Source organism: Ruegeria arenilitoris (assembly GCF_013032445.1).
Lineage (GTDB): Bacteria > Pseudomonadota > Alphaproteobacteria > Rhodobacterales > Rhodobacteraceae > Ruegeria > Ruegeria arenilitoris_F.
Genome location: NZ_WQCA01000011.1, coordinates 115125 through 137294 on the forward strand (window position 1 = coordinate 115125; position 22170 = coordinate 137294).

21 protein-coding genes are annotated in these 22170 nt (G+C 59.8%); 8 read left to right on the plus strand and 13 right to left on the minus strand.

All coding sequences use genetic code 11. The annotated features are described in order from the left end of the window. Window positions 1-21 precede the first annotated feature (21 nt). Genes addA through regB form a run of 7 tightly spaced genes read right to left on the minus strand, consistent with a single transcriptional unit; the run spans window position 22 to window position 11460 of the window. Window positions 22-3381, minus strand: coding sequence for a double-strand break repair helicase AddA (gene addA, locus GOW98_RS17475; protein ID WP_170334347.1), 3360 nt, complete (start codon window positions 3379-3381; stop codon window positions 22-24). Further along, complete coding sequence (addB, locus tag GOW98_RS17480; RefSeq protein WP_170334349.1) at window positions 3378-6305, minus strand: double-strand break repair protein AddB; 2928 nt, start codon at window positions 6303-6305, stop codon at window positions 3378-3380. The genes addA and addB overlap by 4 nt, the downstream gene beginning before the upstream one ends. Beyond that, complete coding sequence (locus GOW98_RS17485; RefSeq protein ID WP_170334351.1) at window positions 6298-6984, minus strand: nucleotidyltransferase family protein; 687 nt, start codon at window positions 6982-6984, stop codon at window positions 6298-6300. Before GOW98_RS17485 ends, addB begins: the two co-directional genes overlap by 8 nt. Continuing rightward, window positions 6981-7985 (minus strand): aminoglycoside phosphotransferase family protein, encoded by a 1005-nt coding sequence (locus GOW98_RS17490; RefSeq protein WP_170334353.1) that lies wholly within the window; start codon window positions 7983-7985, stop codon window positions 6981-6983. The genes GOW98_RS17485 and GOW98_RS17490 overlap by 4 nt, the downstream gene beginning before the upstream one ends. Next, window positions 7982-8455: a tRNA (adenosine(37)-N6)-threonylcarbamoyltransferase complex ATPase subunit type 1 TsaE gene (tsaE, locus tag GOW98_RS17495; protein WP_170334355.1), complete on the minus strand. Its 474-nt coding sequence runs from the start codon at window positions 8453-8455 to the stop codon at window positions 7982-7984. Before tsaE ends, GOW98_RS17490 begins: the two co-directional genes overlap by 4 nt. Window positions 8456-8496: 41 nt before the next feature. Next, complete coding sequence (locus tag GOW98_RS17500) at window positions 8497-10002, minus strand: PAS-domain containing protein (RefSeq protein ID WP_170334357.1); 1506 nt, start codon at window positions 10000-10002, stop codon at window positions 8497-8499. Window positions 10003-10062: 60 nt separating this feature from the next. Further along, window positions 10063-11460 (minus strand): sensor histidine kinase RegB, encoded by a 1398-nt coding sequence (gene regB, locus GOW98_RS17505; protein ID WP_170334359.1) that lies wholly within the window; start codon window positions 11458-11460, stop codon window positions 10063-10065. Window positions 11461-11552: 92 nt separating this feature from the next. On the opposite strand from regB, the gene GOW98_RS17510 reads away from it, so the two are divergent. The 3 genes from GOW98_RS17510 to GOW98_RS17520 all read left to right on the plus strand — a co-directional run bounded on the left by GOW98_RS17510 (window position 11553) and on the right by GOW98_RS17520 (window position 13265). Then, window positions 11553-12173: an SCO family protein gene (locus GOW98_RS17510; protein ID WP_170334361.1), complete on the plus strand. Its 621-nt coding sequence runs from the start codon at window positions 11553-11555 to the stop codon at window positions 12171-12173. A gap of 76 nt (window positions 12174-12249) precedes the next feature. Further along, window positions 12250-12804, plus strand: coding sequence for an ActR/PrrA/RegA family redox response regulator transcription factor (locus tag GOW98_RS17515; RefSeq protein WP_170334363.1), 555 nt, complete (start codon window positions 12250-12252; stop codon window positions 12802-12804). A gap of 89 nt (window positions 12805-12893) precedes the next feature. Then, window positions 12894-13265 (plus strand): VOC family protein, encoded by a 372-nt coding sequence (locus GOW98_RS17520; protein WP_170334365.1) that lies wholly within the window; start codon window positions 12894-12896, stop codon window positions 13263-13265. On the opposite strand, the gene GOW98_RS17525 is transcribed toward GOW98_RS17520, so the two are convergent. Then, window positions 13262-13855, minus strand: coding sequence for an HD domain-containing protein (locus tag GOW98_RS17525; RefSeq protein ID WP_170334367.1), 594 nt, complete (start codon window positions 13853-13855; stop codon window positions 13262-13264). The two genes, GOW98_RS17520 and GOW98_RS17525, sit on opposite strands and share 4 nt — an antisense overlap. 205 nt (window positions 13856-14060) lie before the next feature. On the opposite strand from GOW98_RS17525, the gene GOW98_RS17530 reads away from it, so the two are divergent. Both GOW98_RS17530 and ahcY read left to right on the plus strand, forming a co-directional pair. Continuing rightward, window positions 14061-14375, plus strand: a complete 315-nt coding sequence (locus GOW98_RS17530) for a hypothetical protein (RefSeq protein ID WP_170334369.1) — start codon at window positions 14061-14063, stop codon at window positions 14373-14375. A 102-nt stretch (window positions 14376-14477) separates the two neighbouring features. Next, window positions 14478-15866, plus strand: coding sequence for an adenosylhomocysteinase (ahcY, locus tag GOW98_RS17535; RefSeq protein ID WP_170334371.1), 1389 nt, complete (start codon window positions 14478-14480; stop codon window positions 15864-15866). Between the two features lie 57 nt (window positions 15867-15923). Here the strand turns inward: ahcY and GOW98_RS17540 are convergent, their stop codons facing one another. Further along, window positions 15924-16571 (minus strand): DUF899 family protein, encoded by a 648-nt coding sequence (locus tag GOW98_RS17540; protein WP_170334373.1) that lies wholly within the window; start codon window positions 16569-16571, stop codon window positions 15924-15926. A gap of 198 nt (window positions 16572-16769) precedes the next feature. Here GOW98_RS17540 and GOW98_RS17545 point away from each other — a divergent pair, with 198 nt between their 5' ends. After that, the gene (locus tag GOW98_RS17545; protein WP_170334375.1) at window positions 16770-17111 is read left to right on the plus strand and encodes a DUF2853 family protein; all 342 of its coding nucleotides are present in this window, start codon (window positions 16770-16772) and stop codon (window positions 17109-17111) included. 218 nt (window positions 17112-17329) lie between these two features. Here the strand turns inward: GOW98_RS17545 and GOW98_RS17550 are convergent, their stop codons facing one another. From GOW98_RS17550 to tsaD, 4 genes are read right to left on the minus strand one after another with little or no spacing between them, the layout of a single operon-like run. After that, complete coding sequence (locus tag GOW98_RS17550; RefSeq protein WP_170334377.1) at window positions 17330-17752, minus strand: EVE domain-containing protein; 423 nt, start codon at window positions 17750-17752, stop codon at window positions 17330-17332. Then, window positions 17752-18021 (minus strand): YciI family protein, encoded by a 270-nt coding sequence (locus GOW98_RS17555; protein WP_170334379.1) that lies wholly within the window; start codon window positions 18019-18021, stop codon window positions 17752-17754. Before GOW98_RS17555 ends, GOW98_RS17550 begins: the two co-directional genes overlap by 1 nt. 1 nt (window position 18022) lies before the next feature. After that, entirely contained in the window at window positions 18023-18985 is a 963-nt protein-coding gene (locus GOW98_RS17560; RefSeq protein WP_170334381.1) for an NAD(P)H-dependent glycerol-3-phosphate dehydrogenase, read from the minus strand. Beyond that, entirely contained in the window at window positions 18982-20079 is a 1098-nt protein-coding gene (gene tsaD, locus GOW98_RS17565; RefSeq protein ID WP_170334383.1) for a tRNA (adenosine(37)-N6)-threonylcarbamoyltransferase complex transferase subunit TsaD, read from the minus strand. Before tsaD ends, GOW98_RS17560 begins: the two co-directional genes overlap by 4 nt. A gap of 97 nt (window positions 20080-20176) precedes the next feature. On the opposite strand from tsaD, the gene GOW98_RS17570 reads away from it, so the two are divergent. Both GOW98_RS17570 and GOW98_RS17575 read left to right on the plus strand, forming a co-directional pair. After that, window positions 20177-20890, plus strand: a complete 714-nt coding sequence (locus GOW98_RS17570) for a uroporphyrinogen-III synthase (RefSeq protein ID WP_170334385.1) — start codon at window positions 20177-20179, stop codon at window positions 20888-20890. Window positions 20891-20944: 54 nt separating this feature from the next. Further along, window positions 20945-22162 (plus strand): COG4223 family protein, encoded by a 1218-nt coding sequence (locus GOW98_RS17575; RefSeq protein WP_170334387.1) that lies wholly within the window; start codon window positions 20945-20947, stop codon window positions 22160-22162. The last annotated feature ends 8 nt before the right edge of the window (window positions 22163-22170 follow it).

Consider the following 22170-nt stretch of genomic DNA (forward strand, 5'->3'; position numbering starts at 1 on the left):
TAGGGTCGCCGCAGTCCGAGGTCAAGATATCTGGGTGCGGGCCAGTGCATCCGTCACAAGATCGTGTGGCAACCACATGAGATCCGCTGTTCGGGTCCACAGGATTGCCGTGCGGATTTCCCGACCCGGATAGATTTGGGCAAGCGCCTGCGCATAAGCTCCCATCTGACGCAACAGACCTTCGGGGCACGCTGCGGGGCTGTCCGGAACCGTGGCATTTGATTTGAAATCAATCACCTGCACGTCAGCTTCCGTCACGATCAGCCGGTCGATCACCCCGTGCATCCGCCGCCCGTTCAGCTCGGCAGTGACAGGAACTTCGGCCAGTGCGTCGCCCGCGAATACGGCTTGCAGATGCCCCGCCGTCAGAACGGCCTGTGCCTCAGTCAGCAGCTCTTGTCGGTCTGCATCCTGCATATCGGGCAGAACCCGGGCGCAGAGCTGCGGCCATTTTTCCTGCGCGACCGATGGCAAATGCTCCAGCAGCAGGTGCAGGCGTGTGCCTCGCAGCTTGGCGGCTTCTTCATCCTGACCGGAGTCGCCGGGCAGTGCTTTGGTCCCGCCCAGATCAGAGGGGCTGAGCGTTTCCGGCGCAGGGTCCGGCACAGTGGCGGGGTTCAGGAACTGATCTGGCAGTGGCGTATGGGCAATTTCGGGTTCCGCGTGTTCGACAAGCGGCAGCGCGTCCCAATCCGCATGGGACAGGCGCAGTGTGTCGGACCCCGGCATCTGCGTGGCCCCTGCCCGCGCCATCGCGGCCTCAACCATCTGATACCAACTGGTTCCGTCCTTGCCGACATCCCCTGCAGCACCCACGATCAACCACTTTTCGGCCCGTGTTAGAGCCACATATAACAGCCGAAGACGTTCATTCTCTTCCCGCGCCCGCGCCTCGGCCCTTGCCTTAGCGATCAGGGCTGGCGAGGCATCGGCGGGCACTTTCCATAGTGGTGTGCCCTCACCCACCATGATCTCAGCATCACGCGGGGCCTGCCGTTTGCCGGTGTCCGGCAGGATCACGATCGGCGCCTCAAGGCCTTTGGATCCATGCACCGTCATCACCCGAATCATGTTACCGACGCCGCTCATCTGCCGTTTGATTTCCAGATCGTCGGTCTGCATCCAAACCAGAAACCCGGTCAGGCTGGGTATATCCGTCCGCTCATAAGCCAGCGCCTGCGACAGCAGCGCGTTGATTCCATCCTCGGCCTCGGCTCCCAGACGGCCCAGCAATTTGCGTCGCCCGTCATGGCGGGTCAGGATGCGCTCGATCAGGTCATACGGGCGAAGAAAGTCGATCTGACCGCGCAGATCGTTGAGAATCTCCAGTGTTTCCGGGAACTCCTCGGCGCGCTGACGCAGCGCCGCCCACAGGAATTGTTCCTGCCGCTTATGTGCCAGATCGAACAATTGCTGCTCCGTCCAGCCGAACAGAGGCGATTTCAGCACGGTCGCCAGCGACAGGCTGTCCTCGGGTGTGGCCAGAAAGCTGAGCAGCGCGGCCAGGTCTTTCACGGCCAGTTCCGCACCCACCTTCAGCCGGTCGGCCCCGGCGATGGGTAGGCGCAGGGCCTTGCAGGCGCGGATGATCTCGGCAAACAGGTCGGAGCGGCGCTGCACGAGGATCAGGAAATCCCCCGGCTGCACCTTACGCCGCACGAATGTGCCGGGCGTTTTGCCGTCCTCGGGGATCGTTTCGTCGTCGTCGATCATATCCTTGATCGATTGGGCCACCTTCTCGGCCAGAATGACGGTGTGATGCCGTGTGCCGGGGCGGTCGACCGGATCGGTCCAGTCGCCGTCATCATCTTCGTCGACCTTTTCGACCACCGGCCACAGATCGACCCGCCCCGGCAGATCGGATTTGAAGGCGCGGTGCAGAATGTCCTTGTGAAACCCGGCGTCGGTCCGGTTTTCGAACAGAATATCGACCAGAGACAGGATCGCGCTGGAGGACCGGAACGAGTATTCAAGCGTCGAATCCCAAAGTTTAGAGCCTGATTCTGCAAGTCTGCGGCCAAATTCCTGCTGCATTCGGTCAAAGGCCTGCGGGTCGGCACCCTGAAAGGAATAGATCGACTGTTTCTTGTCGCCGACCACGAAAATCGTGCGCTCGACCCCGGATCGGGCCCCTTCCCCGCTGGTGAATTCCTGCGCCAGTTTCTCGACCACGTCCCACTGGTCGGGGCTGGTATCCTGTGCCTCGTCCACCAAAATGTGGTCGATACCGCCGTCCAGCCGGTACAGCACCCATTCCGCCACGGCCGGGTCGTTCAGCACCTGCCGCGCGCGCAGGATCAGGTCATCGAAATCCAGCCAGCCGCGCAACTGTTTGCGCCGTTCATATTCCGGTAGGAAGGCAGCGGCAAAGCGGTTCAACACATTTGTCTTGCGCGCCGCGACCAAGGCCAAACGCTGTTCCCGGGCGGCCTCAATACGCAACATGAAAGACTCAAGCTGCGGCATCTGGGCAGCTAACGCCCCTTCGCGCAGGGCTTTGGTGGGAAAGCTGTTGATCTTGGCGGTAAACGGCTCTTTGGCCGCCTTCCCGGTCAGAAACACGCTTTCCAATACCGACAGGCTGTTGATCCGCGCCTCGGTAAACGCCGCCAACTTGGCCGCAGCTTTGGCGTTGTTGCCGCCGCTCTCAGACAGCGCGGGCAGGATCGAGCGGATTAGGTCAACCTCTCCCCCTATGAAAACGCGGGCCTGCAGGGCGTCTTCGTCAAACCCATCCGGCAGATCAAAGCGGTGCAGCAGGTCGGACCAGTCCAGCGGTTGGGCAAACAGGTTCCGTTTATGGGTGATCGCAGCGGTCAGGTTTTCGAAGCCGGTGTCGGTGACGAAACGGGCGACTTCCTCGATCAGCGAGGCCTGCGGGCCTTCGGCGAAGTCCTCGACGATCTCCTCGCGCAACAGGGCAGCGGCGCGGTCCTCCATCTCGGAAAATTGCGGGCTGACTCCGGCCTCCAGCGGAAAGCGCCGCAGCAGCGAGGCGCAGAATGAGTGGATCGTCTGGATCTTCAGACCGCCCGGTGTCTCAATGGCGCGGGCAAACAGGGTGCGGGCCTGTGCCAGTCGGTCAGGATCGATCACCCCCGGTACACCCAAGTCGGTCAGTTGAGCCAGCAGCGCGTCGTCGCCCAACATCGCCCATTCACCTAGCCGCTTGAACAGACGGTTCTGCATCTCGCTGGCCGCGGCCTTGGTATAGGTCAGGCAGAGGATGTGCTGCGGCTGCACGCCACCCAACAACAGACGTGCCACCCGGTCGGTCAAAACCCGCGTCTTGCCCGAGCCCGCATTGGCCGCCAACCAGGTTGAGGCATCGGGCCGTGCGGCCTGAACCTGCCGTTCGGTTGCATCGTTGCGGGCGTTCATTTCAGCACCTCTGGATCGGTTTCATCGGTGCGGTCCCATTCGCCAAAGCGGGCCAGATGGTCATAGTCGCCAATATCGGTGTCCTTGTGCAGCATCCGGCGCGATGTGAATCCCTGATCAGGCTCTAAATAGGCAGAAACCAGCTCTTTCAGCTCGGCCAGAACCTTATCGGGCGGTTCCTTGGCAAGCGGTGCTGCGACCTCTTTATAGGTGCCACCCATGCCGATAAAGACTGCTTCGGCCACTGGCAGAGGGTCGATGCCTTCTATTGCGCCCTGCTCGGCCATTGCCGCCTCGATCAGCAGCTGTTTGTCGAACTTGGCCTGCTGGCTTTCGGTCGGAGGCGTGCCGGTCTTATAGTCCACAAGCCGCAACGCACCTCGGCTGTTATGGTCGATCCGGTCAGCCCGGCCTGCGATGGTGAAATCCAGCGGGCTCAGTACCAGTTTCATTGCCGCCTCGAACGCCACCGGCCCCCCGTCGCCGCGCCTGGCAGTTTCGGCAGTCAGGAAATCGTTGGCGATGCGTTCCAGACGTGCCAGCCACAATTTCCGGGCCGTGGGCCAGGCGACATGCTGATTCAACAGGGTCTCTGCGCGTTTCAGGAAGTTCTCGCGGGTCAGCAAGGCACTGTCCAACACGCTGTCCTTTACGAAATGCTCGAGGATTTCGTGGATGACGATCCCGCGCAGCAGGGCATCCGGGGCCTGTACCAGCGGATCCAGAGGCCGCAACCGCAGCACGTGTTTTGCGTAGATCGCATAGGGATCGCGGATCAGGCGTTTGATTTCGGTTACGCTCAGACGACGTGGGCGCGCGGTGACCGGCGGGCGCGGAGACGGGCGCGGCGCTTGGTCAATCCTCGGCGCGGCCTCAAGCTGTTCCGACCAACGCAAGTATGTCTGGCCACGGGTGCGCATTGCCGACAGGGCCTGTGGACCACCCTGCCCCGGCAAGCCCTGCAACAGGTTTGTCATCCGGTTCAGCCATCGCGACGGCACGGTTTCAGCATCATCGGACCGGGTCGCGCGGGTCAGCCAGACTTCGGGCGCGCCGACGGCCTGCTGGAAATCATGGGCTGAAAGCCCAATACGGCGCTCGGGCAGCAACAGCCCGGCCTTGTCGCGCATCTGGCGGTTCAGCCAGGGGTCCGGTGCGGCGGCCTCGGGCCAGCTACCTTCGTTCAGACCGCCAAGGATCAGCAGGTCGGCACCCTGCACCCGCGCCTCGAGCGTGCCCCAGATCATGATATGCGGATGCGGTGCGTCGCGGTCTCGGACCTCTTCGCCGGCCAGCAACGCGCCCAGCAGATCGGCGAAATCATGGGCGGTCATCGGGCCGCCATGTTCGGCCTCATCCTCTAGCGCGGTCAGAACTTTCAATGCCTTTTGGCCTGCGTTCTTCTCCCACAGCGGTCCGGTTTCGCCATCGCTACCTGCTGAAATCGCCTCGGCCAAGGTACGCAGGCGCGTCACCCAATCCGACAAGGGCAGCTCACCTGTCACATGCTGGTTGCAGAACTGTGTCGTCAGCCAGCGCATCCAGCCCTCGGGTACCTCTTTGCGGATGGCAAACGCGGTCAGACTGGCGCTGTCGGGGAACGGAGGGCCGTGTCTACGCAAGTCCAGCTCCAGGTCGCGGCTGTGCAGCAAATGCGCCCCCCGATCACCGCCACCATGGCAAAGCGGGTGTTTCAGCAAGGTCAGCAGCGCCTCACCTTCCAGCCGCCGTGTGAACAGACCCGCCACATGGCGCAAGAACCGGCCCGGAGGCGACAGCTGCAGCGGCAGGCCCGCGCTGTCATCGGGCAGGATGTTCCAGCGATCCAGGGCGGCGCTAACCTGACGGGTCAGCATCCGGTCGGGGGTGATCAGCGCGGCGGTCTGACCGGTTTCGGCGGCTTCACGCAGGCGCAGCGCAATGGCCAGCGCTTCGGCCCTGGGGGATTGTGCCTCGACCAGTGTGAGGTCTTGCGTGGCACTGTCCAGATCGATCAGTTTAGGCCCTTCGGACATCCAGGCATCAGTGATCGGAGCGGGACGTAAGGCCAGTGAAATCAGCCTGTTACGCGCAGGAGAAGGCGCCTGGTCACTGGTCCAGCGTTCGATCCGGTCGGGCTGAATCTCAAGCCGGGACATCAGCTTGCGAAACCGGTATTGCGGGTGATCTTCCGAAGTCAGCGCCTCGTCCAAACCGCGCCAGACATGATCCGGCTGGTCGAAATCGTAACCGGGCAGGATCAGCGCCCCTTGGGGTAAGCAGGCAACGGCCTCCATCAGCATCAGGGTGGTTCCGCGCGAGCCGGTGGAACCCGCAAGAATCACCGGGTGTTGTGGCGGTGTAACTTGCCAGCGGTCGATCAGATTTTCCACTACACGCCGCTGCCGCGCCTGCGCATCCAGTGCATCGGGGCCAGAGTCGATAAAGTGATCGGCGATCCCGATAAATGCCTGCGCGCGGGCCCAATGACCTGACATATCGCTGACATCCAGTTTGCGGATCGCATCGGGTGAGACGCCCTCGCCCTGCATCTCGTCAATCAGTGCGGCCAGACTGTCGGACAGATCAAATAGCGAGGATCGCGCGGCCAAATCAGGCTGTTGTTCCAACAACTTGGCGATCAGTTGCGTCAGTTCCAACCTGCGCCGCAGGGCCGGTATGGCGGGAGGAATCTGCGCCAGATCGACGCTTTCACCCAGATCGGTGACCAGTGAAAGCCGCGGCAAGAGGCAAGCGGGCCCCTGATCGAACAGATCACGCACGCGGCGGGCCATGCGGCGGGTGTTCACGACCAGTTGCACCCGTGCTAGGGCCTCGGGCGGGTGCTCGGCGCTGCGCCGTCGCAGCCCATCCACCAGCGCTTTGGGAAAGTCTGATCCGGGTGGAACGGCAAAGACGCGAGGCGCGGTGCTGGGCTTAAACATCCGCGATCAGCCCTTCGGCCAAGGTAATCCCTTCGGGGCGGCCCACATCGCACCAGCGGCCGGGATAGGTGGCCGCGAAAAGACGCCTCTGGCTGTGCATTTGGTCCCAAAGCAGGTTCAGCGAAAATGCCTTGTCTGGAATAGCCATCAGCGCTTGGGTTTTAACGATCTGCGCCCCGCCATAAATCAGGCCAGGGCCACGGGTGATCCGGCCCTCGGCATCGGCGGTGAAATCACCCGTTCCAATGTGGCCGATGGTCTGACTTGTGGGGACGCACATCAGCAGCGCATCCATCCGATCGGGGTCCCAGGCATCGCGCAACAGGGTCAGAGGGTTGGGCCCGGCCCAGATCGCATCGGTATTCAGGGTGAAAACCGGGTTCGGCCCTAGCAGAGGCAGAGCCGCGCGCAATCCGCCACCGGTTTCCAGAATCTCGGGCTCTTCACGGGACAGAAGTACGCCTTTGGGGGCCAGATGTGCCTCAAGCTGGTCGGGCAGATAGTGCAAATTGGCCACCACGCGATCCGGACCCAGATCGTCCACCAAATCCAGCGCATGGTTGATCAGGGGGCGGCCTCCGACCTCGATCAGAGGTTTCGGGCGGGCTTTGGTCAGCGCGCCCATTCGGGTGCCAAACCCGGCGGCGAACAGCATCACGGCTTCGGGATGTCGGGTCATGTTTGTCTGAGCCTGTCCAGGTTTTCCGGTTTTGGCGCGGGCAGGGCCGTGCGCAGCAGATCGGCCACCGTGGCCAACGCCGGGTGATCCAGATCGCGCATCAGATGCGCCCATGTGGCTGGGATCAGATCAATATACTGAGGTTTGCCGTATTCCGTCGCCAGACGGGCAAACACACCCAGAATCCGTAGGTTTCGCTGCGTCCCCAGCACGGCATAGGCGGTGCGGAAGTCGTGATCGTTCACACCGCTTGCGGTGATATAGCGGTTGACCATCCGCATCTCGGTGCCCGGGGCCACATCGCGGCGGACATCCTGCAGCATCGACACGAGGTCATAGGCCGGATGGCCCAGCATGGCGGTTTGGAAATCCAACAGGCCCACCCGTTTCACGCCGTCCCGGTCCGGCAGCCAGATCATGTTCTCGGCATGGTAGTCGCGCTGGATCACCACTTTGGTCCCCGAGGTTTCCTGATGCAGAATGTCCGAAAACCGGTATTCGAACTGTTCCCGCGCACGCGTTTCGTGCTGGCCCTGAACCGCCTGCGCGTATTTGGTAAAGGACAACGCCGCCAGTTCGGTCATCAGAGATGGGCCGTAAGAGGGCAAAGACAGGGTGGGGGCCTTGTGTAGCGCGATCAGAACGTCGGTCGCGGCCTCGTATAGCTGCCGCTCCATCTTTGGGTCTTGCTTCAGAACGCGGGTAAACAGGTCGTCGCCCAGATCTTCCAGCAGCAGAAAGCCGAATTCCGTATCCTCGGTGTAAATTTCGGGCGCGCTGAGGCCAACAGAGCGCAGATGGTTCGCCATGCGCACAAAATCCGCGACCGGTTCGGCCTTATCCGGAGGGGAATCCATCAATACGGCGGTCCGACCGGTATCGGGATCGGTCAGACGTTCATATCGACGGTTCGAAGCGTCCCCGGCAAGCGGTACACGGTTTGCGTTGGCCCATGGTGTTTGTGCAATCAGTGCCTCGGCCAGCACAGCGCGGTTTGTCATTCGGCGCTCTCCAGTTTGAAGGGCCATTTCGGATCGGACCACGACAGGGTCAGATGACGGTTTTCCATCGTATCAGGGTCTGTTTCAAAGCTTAGTTTCAGGGCGGTTTCAGGGGTCAATGAGCCCAGCTTGTCGGGCCATTCGACCAGACAAATTGCTGTGTCAAACGCTTCGATCAGGCCCAATTCCTCGACCTCTTCCACCGCAGACAGACGATAGAGATCGCAGTGCCAAATCTCGCCCGCCAGGGTGTCATAGGCCTGAACAAGCGTATAGGTGGGTGAGGGCACATCCTCGGGCTCGGTCATCAGCGACTGGATCAGGCTGCGGGCGAAATGGGTCTTACCGCTGCCGATCTCACCTTCAAGTAGAACCACGTCGCCGGGGTGCAATTCCGCTCCCAGTCGGGCGGCGAATTGCGATGTTTCTTCGGGCGAAGTCAGGGTGATCGAACGAGGGTGCAACGTCATGGCGCCACAATGACCTCAGGCCCTGTCGGCTGCAACCCGGTTCAGGCGCAGATTTGGCGGATCGGTTGTGTAGCCCCAAGCTCGTCCACCATGAACCTGACAATCGTCGCGCCGTTCTGCATAGGGCTGACTGTGCAGATCAAATTGGTCCCATTTCGCAGCCGAAGGCCACTGGACCATTCCGCACGGGCGTCCCGAGTTTGCACGAAGTCGCGGATCTCGCCCAGAATAGGCGTGGCTGTGCATTGTTCCTGCCAGCTGCGCGTCACAACCAATACTGACTCTTGTTCGAATCCGGCCTCATATGATTCCCCCCACAGTTTCTGATAGGCGCGGTTGGTGATTGCCAATGTTCCATCATCGCCGAAGACCGCTATTGCATCGGCCAGCTTGTCCAGAACCGATTGCATCAGATCCATCTCCGAGCGGAACCGACGGGTCAGGGTAATTTCCGCGGTGATATCTTCAAACAGAAACGCCACAGCTCCGTCTGGATGTGGGCGTCCGCTGACCGAGTAAACCGACCCTGACGGCAATGACCACGTTTCCTGATAATTTCCATCCTCGGCTGCTTCGAGCAGGTCGTTCATTTGGGCGCGCCATCCGCGATAGTTCTTGGGTTCCGGCATCATGTGCTGATCGCGCAACCGATCGAAAAAGCTGGACAGACTGGGGCGGCAGCTGAGGAAATCCGGGGGCAGGGTGGTCAGGTCGATCAGAGCCGGGTTGAACAGGGCCAACTGTCGGTTGCGGTCGAAGATCGCCAGGCCGATGGACAGTTGGGCAAAAGTTTTCGTCATGGTCTGGACGAATTTGCGCTGGGCGGTTTCGGCGGCAACAATAGCATTGATATCAACCGCATAACACAGGTGGCCTTCGGGATGATCAACCTGTGTCAGATCGAACCATAGCTTGTTCTCACTGCCTTCGGACGAGATAGAGATGCGGGTTTTTGCACCTAACCGCGCATCCGCGTCCGCCCCGGGAAACAGCGGAGCCGTCAGATCGGTATCCGGGCCGCGAACCTTTCTGACCAAGGCGATATAGGCGGCATTGCACCAACGGACATTGCCTTGATGATCCAGCAACCAGACGGGATAGGGGGCCTGCTCCATCGCCAGACGGATCGGATCCTGCGCGTCGCGCTGGACCGGGGTGGGACGTTCGGCGCTGTCGCGCAATTGGACGCGGACGATGCCATCAATCCATTCGCACAGGATGTCTCGTTCGACAGTGCAGTCGATGGCGGGAATGACCAGCATGCCCTGATGCCGGATATGGTCGGGTGTTTCGGGAAAGCTGGGAAAATCCCGCTGCAGCAGACGACGCAGGTCGGGCCAGTCGCGGACGGCTTCGAACCCTTCCAGCGCGATACCGGAATGGCTGATCAGGCGATTGCCATCGAATAAAAACACCGCATCATACAGTGATGCGGGTGTGGACAAGCCGAAATTGTCACCCCTCTGCCTGCGGCGGGGCAAGAGCCATTGCACTGCCAGACTGGCAGATATCAGGCTGATCGCGGCCAGAATGATCCAGTCGACCATGTGCCCTCCGGAACTGATACCGGAGGAATTATGCGTGTGAATGGTTAATGGGGTCTTAACTCAGACCCGGATCTGCTGGTTTTCTCCGAATGGAACAGGGGTGTCGCCAGTCTGCGCATCCACCAGATTGCGCGGCCACGACACCCGCACAATCGCGCCGCGGCGTTCAGGATTGTCGCACAGGGTCTGATAGGGGTCCGAGCCGTTGGCAAAATCCAGCTCGGCACCGCTGCGTTCCAGCAGGGTCTTGGCGATGAACAGGCCCAGCCCCATGCCTTCATATTCCGGGCGGGTTCTTTGATCTTTCTCGACCCGGCGGCGGCGCATAAAGGGGTCACCGATCCGGCCGATCATCTGCGACGGGTATCCGCGCCCGTCATCCATGATGTTTACGGTGATCTGATCCGTGGTCCATTCGGCCTCGACCCAGACATTGGCGCGGGCGAAGTCCACAGCGTTCTGGATCAGGTTGCGTAGGCCGTGGATGATCTCGGGCTTGCGCAGGATCGACGGTTGCTGAACATCTCCGTCCCCCGCCGGACCTTCAGCAAAGTGAACGAACTTGCCCCGATTGAGGTGCGGCTCGGCGGCCTCATGCACGACGGTCGACAGAGGTGCCTGTCGCAGATGCAGATCGTCTTTCCCGGCCCGACCCATGTCACGCAGAATATCGCGGCAACGATTGGCCTGTTCTCGGATCAGGGCGGCGTCCTCTTTCAGGTCGGGGCGGTCATCCAGTTCCTCAATCAGTTCGGAACTGGTCAGCTTGATTGTTGCCAGCGGCGTGCCCAGTTCATGCGCAGCGGCGGCAACCACGCCGCCCAGATCGGTCAGTTTCTGTTCCCGCGCCAGCGCCATATGCGTGGCCGAGAGCGCTTCGGACATGGACTGCACTTCGGAACTGACGCGGTGGGAATAGGCGCCGATGAAGACGATGGCGATGACAACCGCCGCCCAATTGCCGAACAAAAGCAAATCCGGAATCTGCAGTATCAAGCCTTGTTCGGTGCGCAACGGCAGGTGAAACTCGGCGAGCAAGCTTGTCAGAACAATCGCCACCGCCCCCACGATCACGGTCGAGCGCGTGCTCATCACATTCGCCGAAATCGTCACCGGACCCAGCAACAGCAGGGCAAAGGGGTTGTTCAGCCCGCCCGTCAGGTACAGCAGGATGGCCAGCTGAGACAGGTCGAACAGCACCATCAGGAAGTTTTCGAACTCGGTCAGGCGCTTGTTTTTCGGAAACAGTAGGATGGCGGTCATGTTGCCCATGACCGAAATACCGATGGCCAGATAACACAGCGCCAACTCCAGCTGCACCTGAAAATACTGTTGTGCAACCGTGATGGCGGTGAACTGACCGATGATGGCCACCCAGCGTAGCAGGATCAGCGTGCGCAGCCGGATCCAGCTGCTGCGTTCCTGACTGCGCCATAATGTGATGTTGGAATTTGCCATCGGTCGATTATGTCCTGTTGCATCGGCTGATCATCTTGATAGGTGTCCGGGCCGAAACGATCAACAACCCCTCTCATCCCAGGATTGATGCCATGATCCGCCTTTACGCCATCCTTGCAACCGTTGTTCTGGCCGTTGGTCTGGGCGCCATGTGGCTGCTGACGCGGGGGGCGGGGTCTGACGATCAGTTCGCACAATGCCGGTCTGCCCAGATTGCGGGTGGTACAGCGGCCATCGGCGGCCCGTTCGAGCTGGTCAATGGCAAGGGCGAAACCGTCACCGACACCGATGTGATAACCGAACCGACGCTGGTCTATTTCGGTTATACCTTTTGCCCTGATGTTTGCCCCTTTGACATGTCGCGCAACGCCGAGGCGGTGGACATTCTGGCCGAGCGCGGCCAGTCGGTGACACCGCTGTTCATTTCGATTGATCCCGAACGTGACACGCCCGAAGTGGTGGATGACTTTGCCTTCAATCTTGGCGGTAAGACTATTGGCCTGACCGGATCACCCGAGCAGGTCAAAGCCGCCAGCCAAGCCTACAAGACTTACTACCGGGCGCATGACAAAAGCGATGAGTACTATCTGGTCGACCATTCCACCTTTACCTATCTGGTGACGCCCGAGCAGGGCTTTCTTGAATTTTTCAACCGTGATGACACGGCGGAACAGATGGCCGACAAGGTCGGGTGTTTTCTGGACAAGCTCTGATCCGTTTGACCTTTGGAATGGCGCTGCTATTACTCATGTTTAAGCCAACGGCGTGAAATAGCGGAAAGAACAGAATATGGCGGACAGCACTGACCTCGATATCGGCCCCGATAAATCCCTTCTTCTGGTGGATGATGACGAGCCGTTTCTGAGGCGACTGGCCAAAGCCATGGAAAAACGCGGGTTCGAGGTTGAAACCGCAGGGTCCGTCGCCGCAGGTCGCGCCATTTCCACCGCTCGCCCGCCCGCTTACGCCGTGGTCGATCTGCGGCTAGAGGATGGCAACGGTTTGGATGTGGTCGAAGTTCTTCGCGAAAAACGCCCCGACAGCCGAGTCGTGGTTCTGACCGGATATGGCGCGATTGCCACCGCCGTGGCTGCCGTCAAGATCGGCGCAACCGATTACCTTTCCAAACCCGCTGACGCCACCGACATAACCAGCGCGCTGTTGGCTAAGGGAGACGAACTGCCCCCGCCACCGGAAAACCCCATGAGCGCGGATCGTGTCCGTTGGGAGCATATCCAGCGGGTCTATGAGCTGTGTGACCGGAACGTCTCGGAGACCGCACGTCGCCTGAATATGCACCGCCGGACCTTGCAGCGGATACTGGCGAAGCGCAGTCCTCGGTGAATTGCTGTCACTGCTACGTGATTTGATACTTCAGCTTTCATTTTCGATTGTCTGCTTTGAAAAATGAAGACAATAGAGGAGTCTCTTAAATGATCGGCTATGTGACCATAGGCGTTTCAGACATGGAGCGCGCTAAGGATTTTTATACGAACCTGTTTGCTGACAAAGGTGCAAAAGTTGTGATAGATGCTGGCCGCATTGCCTTTATCGGCAACGATCCCTCGGCTCCGATGCTCGCTGTTTGTACTCCATTTGATGGCGAAGCTTGTACAGCGGGAAATGGTGGCATGGTTGCCTTTGCAGCCGAGTCCAAGGACGAAGCCAAGGCACTTTATGACAGAGCTATCAATCTTGGTGCTACAGACGAAGGCGAACCCGGACAACGGGTGCCGGATCGGTTTTATGGCGCTTATGCCCGCGATCTGGATGGCAATAAAATTTGTTTCTACGTCTTCGGCTAAAGCTGATCCAGCAGAGCTTCATGTCGCGCCATATACGCTCGTCGTACTTCAACCGGCGTGCGTAAGGTAATCTCCAACCCCTCCATCACCGCCTTGTCCGGCCGACCAAAGAACTTGGTCGCCTCGGCCTCGGAAAAGCCCGCGATCTGGGTAGCCTCCATCCAGGCGCTGATCTTGTCGGCCTTCTTGATCTGTCGTTTAACCGTTTTCGGTACCGCAGCAGGCAGGCCAAAGCGGATGTGGATTGCTGCCGCCAATCGGTAATCCAGCGCGCCGTAATCGGGGCCAACAGCGGATTTGACCGGCGAGATCATATCTCCGATCACATATTCCGGCGCGTCGTGTAACAAAGCTGCGAGCCGCCATTTTACCGGTGCTTTTGGGGCAATCCGGCCAAAAAGCTCTTCGACCAACAGGGAATGCTCGGCCACGGAATAGGCAAAATCGCCTGCCGTTTGACCGTTCCAGCGGGCCACAAAGGCCAGTCCATGGGCGATATCTTCGATTTCGATGTCCACAGGGGTCGGGTCCAGCAGGTCCAGCCTGCGCCCCGACAGCATCCGCTGCCATGCTCGTGCTTGTGTTGCCATTCTGCCATGCCTTGTGAAGTTGGACACGCTAAATTCGCGCTTTTGTGTTATGATGTACCTGTCGAGATCACCAGCTGCCAACTTTTTCTTGACCAGTCGTGCTTTGAACCAGTGCGTGGTGATACCGACATTTGTGCTGAGGGGGGTGCATGCTCCTCCTGGTGTGCCCCTCTCGGAACGTAACTCGTATCGAAGGGAGCTAGCTATGTTTAAGCGTCTGTTTGGAATTACTCTGGCCTTTGGAATGGCCGCCACTGCCCCACCCGTATTTGCCCAAAGTTGTGCGCAGCGCGAGCATGTGATCGACAAACTGCAGAACAGCTATTCAGAAGAGCTGGTCTTTGGCGGATTGCAGAAAACGCGCGGTGCGCAGACGATCATGGAGGTCTGGACCTCGAAAGAAACCGGAAGCTACACGGTTCTGGTGACCCAGGCGAACGGCATTAGTTGTATTGTCGCCGTTGGCACCGATTTTTTTGAAGCGATCCCGAAGATCAAGCTAAAGGGTCAACCCAGCTGATTTAAAAAGCGGAATACCCCGTTTCCGGCCATTCGCGTTGCCACCTGCCTCAAGGAATGTTAGGGGCAATTTGGACTGTGTTTTACCGGAGTGGAGTAACTAATGGCCGGGGACTATATCGTTAAAGACATTTCATTGGCGGGCTTTGGCCGCAAAGAGCTGGACATCGCTGAAACCGAGATGCCGGGGCTGATGTCACTTCGTTCAGAATATGGTGAGAGCAAGCCTCTGAAGGGCGCCCGTATCGTCGGGTCGCTGCACATGACCATCCAGACCGCCGTTCTGATTGAAACGCTGGTGGCGCTGGGCGCGGATGTGCGCTGGGCGTCGTGCAACATCTTCTCGACCCAGGACCACGCCGCCGCCGCGATTGCCGAAGCTGGCATCCCCGTCTTCGCCATCAAGGGCCAGACGCTGGAAGAGCATTGGGACTATCTGGATAAATCCTTCCTGTTCGAAGACGGCCCCAACATGATCCTGGACGATGGCGGCGACGCGACCCTGTACATCCTGCTGGGCGCCCGTGCCGAAGCGGGTGAAGACATCATCCCGGTTCCGGGTTCGGAAGAGGAAGAGGTCATCAAGGCCCAGATTTCCAAGCGTATGGCTGCGTCTCCGGGCTGGTTCACAAAGATGCGTGACCAGATCCAAGGTGTGTCCGAAGAAACCACCACCGGCGTGAACCGCCTGTATCAGCTGGTGAAAGACGGCCACCTGCCGTTCCCTGCGATCAACGTGAATGACTCGGTCACCAAGTCGAAATTCGACAACAAATACGGCTGTAAGGAATCGCTGGTCGACGGCATCCGCCGCGCTACTGATACCATGATGGCCGGTAAGGTTGCCGTGGTTTGTGGTTATGGTGACGTGGGCAAAGGCTCGGCCGCGTCGCTGCGCGGTGCCGGTGCCCGTGTGAAAGTGACCGAAGTTGACCCGATCTGTGCCCTGCAGGCCGCGATGGACGGGTTCGAGGTCACCCTGCTGGAAGACGAAGTCGCCAGCGCCGATATCTTCATCACCACCACCGGCAACAAGGACGTGATCCGCATCGAGCATATGCGCGAGATGAAGGACATGGCTATCGTCGGCAACATCGGCCACTTCGACAACGAAATTCAGGTCGCCAGCCTGAAGAATCACAAGTGGACCAACATCAAGGAACAGGTGGACATGATCGAGATGCCCTCGGGCAACCGTATCATCCTGCTGTCCGAAGGCCGTCTGCTGAACCTCGGCAACGCCACAGGCCACCCGTCCTTCGTGATGTCGGCCTCGTTCACCAACCAGGTTCTGGCGCAGATCGAGCTGTTCACCAAAGGTGACCAGTACAAAAACGATGTCTATATCCTGCCCAAGCATCTGGATGAGAAAGTGGCCCGTCTGCACCTGGACCGTATCGGTGTGAAGCTGACCAAGATGGACAACGAGCAGGCGGCTTATATCGGCGTAAAGCCCGAAGGCCCGTACAAGCCAGAGCATTATCGTTACTGATTTTCGCAAATGTCGGAAAAGAAGCGGCGGCCGATTGGCCGCCGTTTTCTTTTGCCGTCAACGTAGTGAGGGTATGAAATCCCCTCGGCCTTGAGGGGTGAAATCCAATATGTTCCACAGGGGCCAGGCCGCATCCACGTGCCGCGGATGCCAGTCGCTGGGCTCGAAGAACAACTCTGAGCTCCAGAAATGAGTGATGCCGCCCTGATCGCGTTGAAAGACGTTCAGGATCGGCAGTTGGCTTCCGTCTTGGGCTTCGGCCAGATAGTCGCGCTGATAATCCGTACCAAGCGCGGAATAGAGCGGCAGATCATTCCACTCCATCTTTGATTTGAGAGCGACCAGTTTTTCTGTGGTGTTTTGAGCCACCACTGCAAAAGCTATTTTCTGAGAGATATGTGGGACTTGTCCATTCAACCCGTCCAGAAAGGCCGAACACATCGGGCAGGGCGACTGTGCGTCAGGACCGTACATGAGGGAATAGATGGCCAAGGTATCGTGAGAGCCGAACAGAGAAGACAATGGTGCAGGCTCACCCCGTTCTGATCTGAAAATATAGTCCTGCAGAATTTCCCCTCCTTTAGGCAGGTTGCGCCGCAGGTTTGCAACCTTCTCGACATTGGCTCTTAGGTCGGCCTCCGCCTTCAGCAGGGTGTTTCGGGCGGCTCTGTATTGTGGGCTCTCGTTTGGTAGTGACACGGGCATTGCGACCTCCTGACTCCGAGTGGTAGTCTTTATTTAACGTAAATGTTAAATAGCGCCGAGTCAAAGCCAAGTTGAAGATCGACTTCACGGTTTTAGGGGGAATGCTGTGAATTTTTCCCTTTGTGCAATTTTTTGCGCCCGTTACCGTGTTTGCGGCGCTGGTGTAGCCAGAAACCAATTTTGAACCAGGAGATGACTATGGGAAAACGCGACGATCTGATCGCCAAATACGCAGAAGACCTGAAAGACAAATGCGGGATGGACGCTGATATGGACCTGCTGACCAAGGTAACCATCGGTTGTGGTCCGGCGATTTATGACGCCGACGCGTCGACCGTGGCAGCCACGCAGGACGGTGAGCTCGAGACCGTCAAGAACAACTTTCTTATCAAGAAACTGGGTCTGGCCGATGGACCGGAATTGATGGAGGCCATCAACAAGGTTCTGGAGACTTATGGCATGTCCGAGCGCAACAAGTACCGTGTCGTGGTCTACTACATGCTGACCAAGCATTTCGGCAAAGAAGCCGTCTACGGCTAAACTGTCCGTTTTTAGACGTAGCGCCCGCCTCCCATCGGCGGGCGTTTCGTGTTTGAGTCATATTTTAAGGACTTAGCATTTGAATTGGGTGCCGAAACCCGGCTATGGTCCAAGTGTGACTAGGACGGTCAGAACCAGAGATTTCCATACGCGTGTGGTGAGTAGGGAGCACGCGGGGGTAGGGAAGGTTCTGCGTCCGTCAGGACCTTCCCTTATTATCAATCCGCCGGCGTTTCACCCATTGCGCAGATCACTTGCCATTCGGCCTCGCTGACTGGTTGCACCGACAGCCGAGAGTTCTTCACCAGCACCATGTCCGCCAGACGCTCATCCGCTTTGATCTGGTCCAGCGTCACGGGTGTTGTGAACGGTCGAACCGCCTTGATATCCACGCATTCCCAGCGATCATCATCAGTAGTGCTGTCGGGATGTGCCTCGGCGCAAACCTCGACGATGCCGACAATGGCCTTGTCCTTTTGCGAGTGGTAGAAAAACCCGCGATCGCCAACGGCCATCTGCCGCATGAAATTGCGCGCCTGATAGTTGCGCACGCCGTCCCATTCTTCGCCCGCTTCCCCTTTGGCAACCTGCTGGTCCCAGCTCCAGGTCGACGGCTCGGATTTGAACAGCCAATATGCCATCAGCCGATGACCTTCTTCCACGGGATCAGGTCGACGGACTGGAACAGCCCTGCCTTGGCATAGGGATCGTTTTCAGCCCAGTTTTCAGCGGCGGCCATGTCTTCGACCTCAAGGATCACAAGCGAGCCGATCATCGCGTCACCGTTCAGCAGCGGACCGGCCTGAGAAACAACGCCGGTTTCCTCAATATAGGCCAGATGCGCGGCGCGGTTGTCCAGCCGGGTTTGCAGGGCGCCGTCCTTGTCACGGGCGATGAGGGCGATCAGCATGTTATTCCTCCTTGAGGGGTCGGTTAAGCAGGGTTTCGATGGCTTGTGTGACACTGTAGATGCCGTGGCTCAGGTCTGCCACTGTGGCGCTGATGGGCATGTCCAGACCCTCACGTATGGCAATCTCGGACATGGCGCGCGCAGTAGCGACCCCTTCGACTGTTGTGTGGCTGTCAAAGGGGCTATTCAGACCCAAACTCAGGCCAAAACGGTAGTTTCGGGACAGCTCAGACGAGCAGGTGAGCACTAGATCCCCCAGCCCTGACAGCCCCATCAACGTCTCTGGTTGCGCGCCACGCATCAGGGCAAAGCGCTGCATTTCGGCAAACCCACGGGTCATCAGGGCGGCGCGGGCACTGTCGCCGAGGCCTGCGCCGATGGCTGCTCCGCAGCCAATGGCCATGACGTTTTTCAAAGCTCCGCCCAGTTCCGCACCGATCACGTCGGTGGTGCGGTAAAGGCGCAGGTTGGCTGTGGTCAGCTCATGTTGCAGGGTCAGGCTCAGATCGTCATCAGCACAGGCCAGGGTCAACGCGGTGGGCAGACCGCGCGCGATGTCATCGGCAAAGCTGGGTCCGGTCAAAAGGGCAGGGCGCGCGTCCGGGATGGTTTCGTGGATCACGGAAATGGGGCCGAGACCGGACGAAAGTTCGATCCCTTTGCAGCAGGCGACCAGCGTTTTCCCAGCCAGCACCGTGGCGTGTTCCTTCAGGGCCGCGCGCAGTTTCTGCATGGGTACGGCCAGCAACAGCACGTCGGCCTTAACCGCATCCTGAATATCGGCCGTCACCGTGATCGCTCCCGGCAGCGCCACGTTTGGTAGTCGCGCGGTATTCTCGCGGTTGTTCTGCATGTGCCGGGCGTGTTCGGCGTTTCGCGACCACAACGTCACCGGCCCGTTTCCAGCCAGCGAGATCGCGAGTGCCGTGCCGAAGGCACCAGATCCCAGTACCGAAACACTCATGCCTTGGCGCCTTTCTTGCCGCTACCCAGCATGGCGGGGCTGTTTTGGTCCAAGGGCCAGCGGGGTCGGGCCGTCAGGTCCAGACCATCGCGGGCGCCGGCGCGAAATCGCTCTAGCCCGGCATAGGCGATCATGGCCGCGTTGTCAGTACACAAAGCCAGCGGAGGTGCTGTGAAACGGGCGCCTTTTTCGGCGCAAACAGTCTCTAACGCGGAACGAATGGCCGAGTTTGCAGCAACACCGCCCGCCACGGCGATCACCGCGTTAGAGGGGTTCTCCTTCAGATACAGATCCATTGCACGGCGGGTTTTTTCGGCCAGCGTGTCCACGATGGCCTGCTGAAACCCAGCGCATAGATCGGCGCGGTCCTGACGGGTCAGGCCGCCTTTCTCGGCAACGATCTGATCCCGCATCCGCATCAGCGCGGTTTTGAGACCCGAGAAGGATAGGTCACATCCGGGGCGGTCGAGCAAAGGCCGGGGAAAGCGGAAGCGCTTAGGATCGCCCGACCGCGCCTCGACCTCGACCGTGGGGCCACCAGGTTGCGGCAGGCCCAGCAGGCGAGCGGTTTTGTCGAAGGCCTCGCCCGGTGCGTCGTCGATGGTGCCGCCCAAACGGGTGAACTGTTCCGGTCCGTGGGCGATCAGGTATTGGCAGTGGCCACCCGACACCAAGAGCATCAAATAGGGAAACGAGATCCCGTCAGTCAGACGCGGTGTCAGCGCGTGGCCTGCCAGATGGTTCACGCCGATCAGCGGCAAGCCGGTCGCGGCGCTCAGCCCTTTGGCGCACATGACGCCGGACATGACGCCGCCGATCAGGCCTGGCCCGGCGGTCACCGCAATGGCGTCCATATCGGCCAGGATCAGACCTGCGGCCTCAAGCGCCTGCATGACGCAGGTATCCAGCTTTTCCGCATGAGCACGGGCGGCAATCTCGGGCACCACGCCGCCGAAAGCGCTGTGCAATTCGGTCTGGCCATGCACGATGGACGACAGCACTTCGGCCCGCCCGCCATCCGTTTGGCGCACCACGGCCGCTGCCGTGTCGTCACAGCTGCTTTCCAGCCCGAGGACGGTAAGTGTTTGCACCATTGGTCTGATCCGTTACACCTTGATTGCCAAGCGGGGTATCACCCCGCGCCGATGCAAACAATCCCAAGGCGGAAGGCGCCGACTGTTGTATTTGCTGATGACCCGCCCACGCGCAGCCTCTGAACGGTTCGTTGCGCAGCTGCCGACCCGCACCAGATCACGGGTCGAGGTCATCTATTCCCCGATCCTCGAGATCAAACCCCTGCCGATCAGCGTGGATACCAACGGCGTGCGCGGGCTGATTTTCACTTCGGCCAACGGTGTAAATGCCGCCGTGTCTCTGGGTCTGACACGGGACATGCCCGCGTTCTGCGTCGGCCCAGCCACCACTGGTACTGCGAAAGGCGCTGGTTGGGATGCGCAGATGGTTGGCGCAACTGCCGAGGAACTGGTGGCATTTCTGCTGAAGCATCGGCCTGAAAGTCCACTGCTGCATCTTCGGGGCGAACACAGCCGTGGAAACATAGCCACCCGCCTGACCGAGTCGGGCCTGACCGTGCGCGAACAGCCCGTCTACCAGCAGCGACTGTTACCGCTGACATCCGAAGTTGCGGTGGCCGCTGAGGGAAATGTGCCGGTCATCGCGCCACTCTTTTCACCCAGAACGGCGCGACAATTTGCCGATATCTGGGTCGGTTCGGCACCCTTGTGGCTGGCCGCAATCAGTGACGCGACGGCGGAACCCCTTTATTCCTTGGACTATGCGCGCCTGAAGATCGCCAAAGAGCCAACCCCGAAGAAAATGCAGAAAGCGGTTAAAAAACTTGTGAAACACGCGATGCGGGTTGAGGGCGGCGAGACCACCGATTAACCTAGAGTGGTCTGTTATTCATGTGAAATTGGATTCGATAAGGGGAATATTGCGGTGGCTCGTAAGAAAAAAACCGATCAAAAGCCGGTGGAAGACCCCAAGTCGGATGAAGTGGTTGAAACCGTTTCCTCGCAGGACGATGCGTCTCTTGACGCGACCCAGCCGGTAGAAGAGGCCCTTTCCGAAGCCGAAGCCGAAGCCGAAGCCGAAGCCGAAGCCGAAGCCGAAGCCGAAGCCGCCATCGAGCCGGTTGTGGAAGATCCTGTCGCGGCGGTCGCAGACAAACCCGCCGAACCTGAGCCGGAAAAACGCGGCGGCTTTGTGCCGGCCCTGTTGGGCGGAGTGCTTGCGGCCGGGATCGGGTTTGCCGCAGGCAGCGCAGGTTTCTTCGGGTCCGGCCAGGCCGATGGCCTCGCGGCGCTTGAGGCGAAACTGAATGATCAGTCCAGCCAGATCGATTCGCTGACAAAATCTCTGGCCGACAACTCGGACAGTTCCGATGTGGACAGCAAAATTGCGGCCCTGACGGATCAGATCACGCCGATCAGCGCGGAGCTGGACACGGTGAAGTCCAGCCTCGACGGGCTGGCGGGCAAGATCGACCCTCTGGCCAGTCGTCTGAGCGATCTGGAAAGCGGCGCGCTGACGCAAGGTGCTTCGCCCGAAGCCTCGGCCGCGTTTGAGGCCGAACTAAAGAAACTGCAGGATTCACTTGTTGCGCAGCGGGCCGAGGTCGAGAAAATGGTTTCAGACGCGCAAGCGCTTGAGGCACAGGCCGCTGCCAAGGCGCAAGCGGCCACCAATGCATCAATCTTGTCTCAGGTACATAGCCAACTGGATGCGGGCCAGCCCTATAACGATCTGGTTGCCGAACTGACAGCCGGCGGCGTGACTGTGCCCGAGGCATTGTCGACGCCGGCAAAAGATGGTGTTGCCACCTTGGCCGCACTGCGGAGCTCTTTCGCGCCTGCAGCCCGCACGGCACTGGCCGATGCGCGAGATGCGGACAAGGCTACGGGTCTGGTCGCATTCCTGCAGCGCCAGACCGGTGCGCGCTCGGTTACACCACAAGAAGGTGACAGCCCCGATGCGGTCCTGTCGCGAGCCGAGGCTGCGCTGGCAGGCGGTGATGTTGCAGCCGCGTTGAGCGAACTGAAATCCCTGCCCGAAGCGGCCCAAACAGCGATGGCCGATTGGGAGCAGGCGGCTCAAACTCGTGAGGCCGCGGTAGACGCTGCAAATGCGCTGCAATCCAGCGTAAACTCGAACTGAAGGACCTG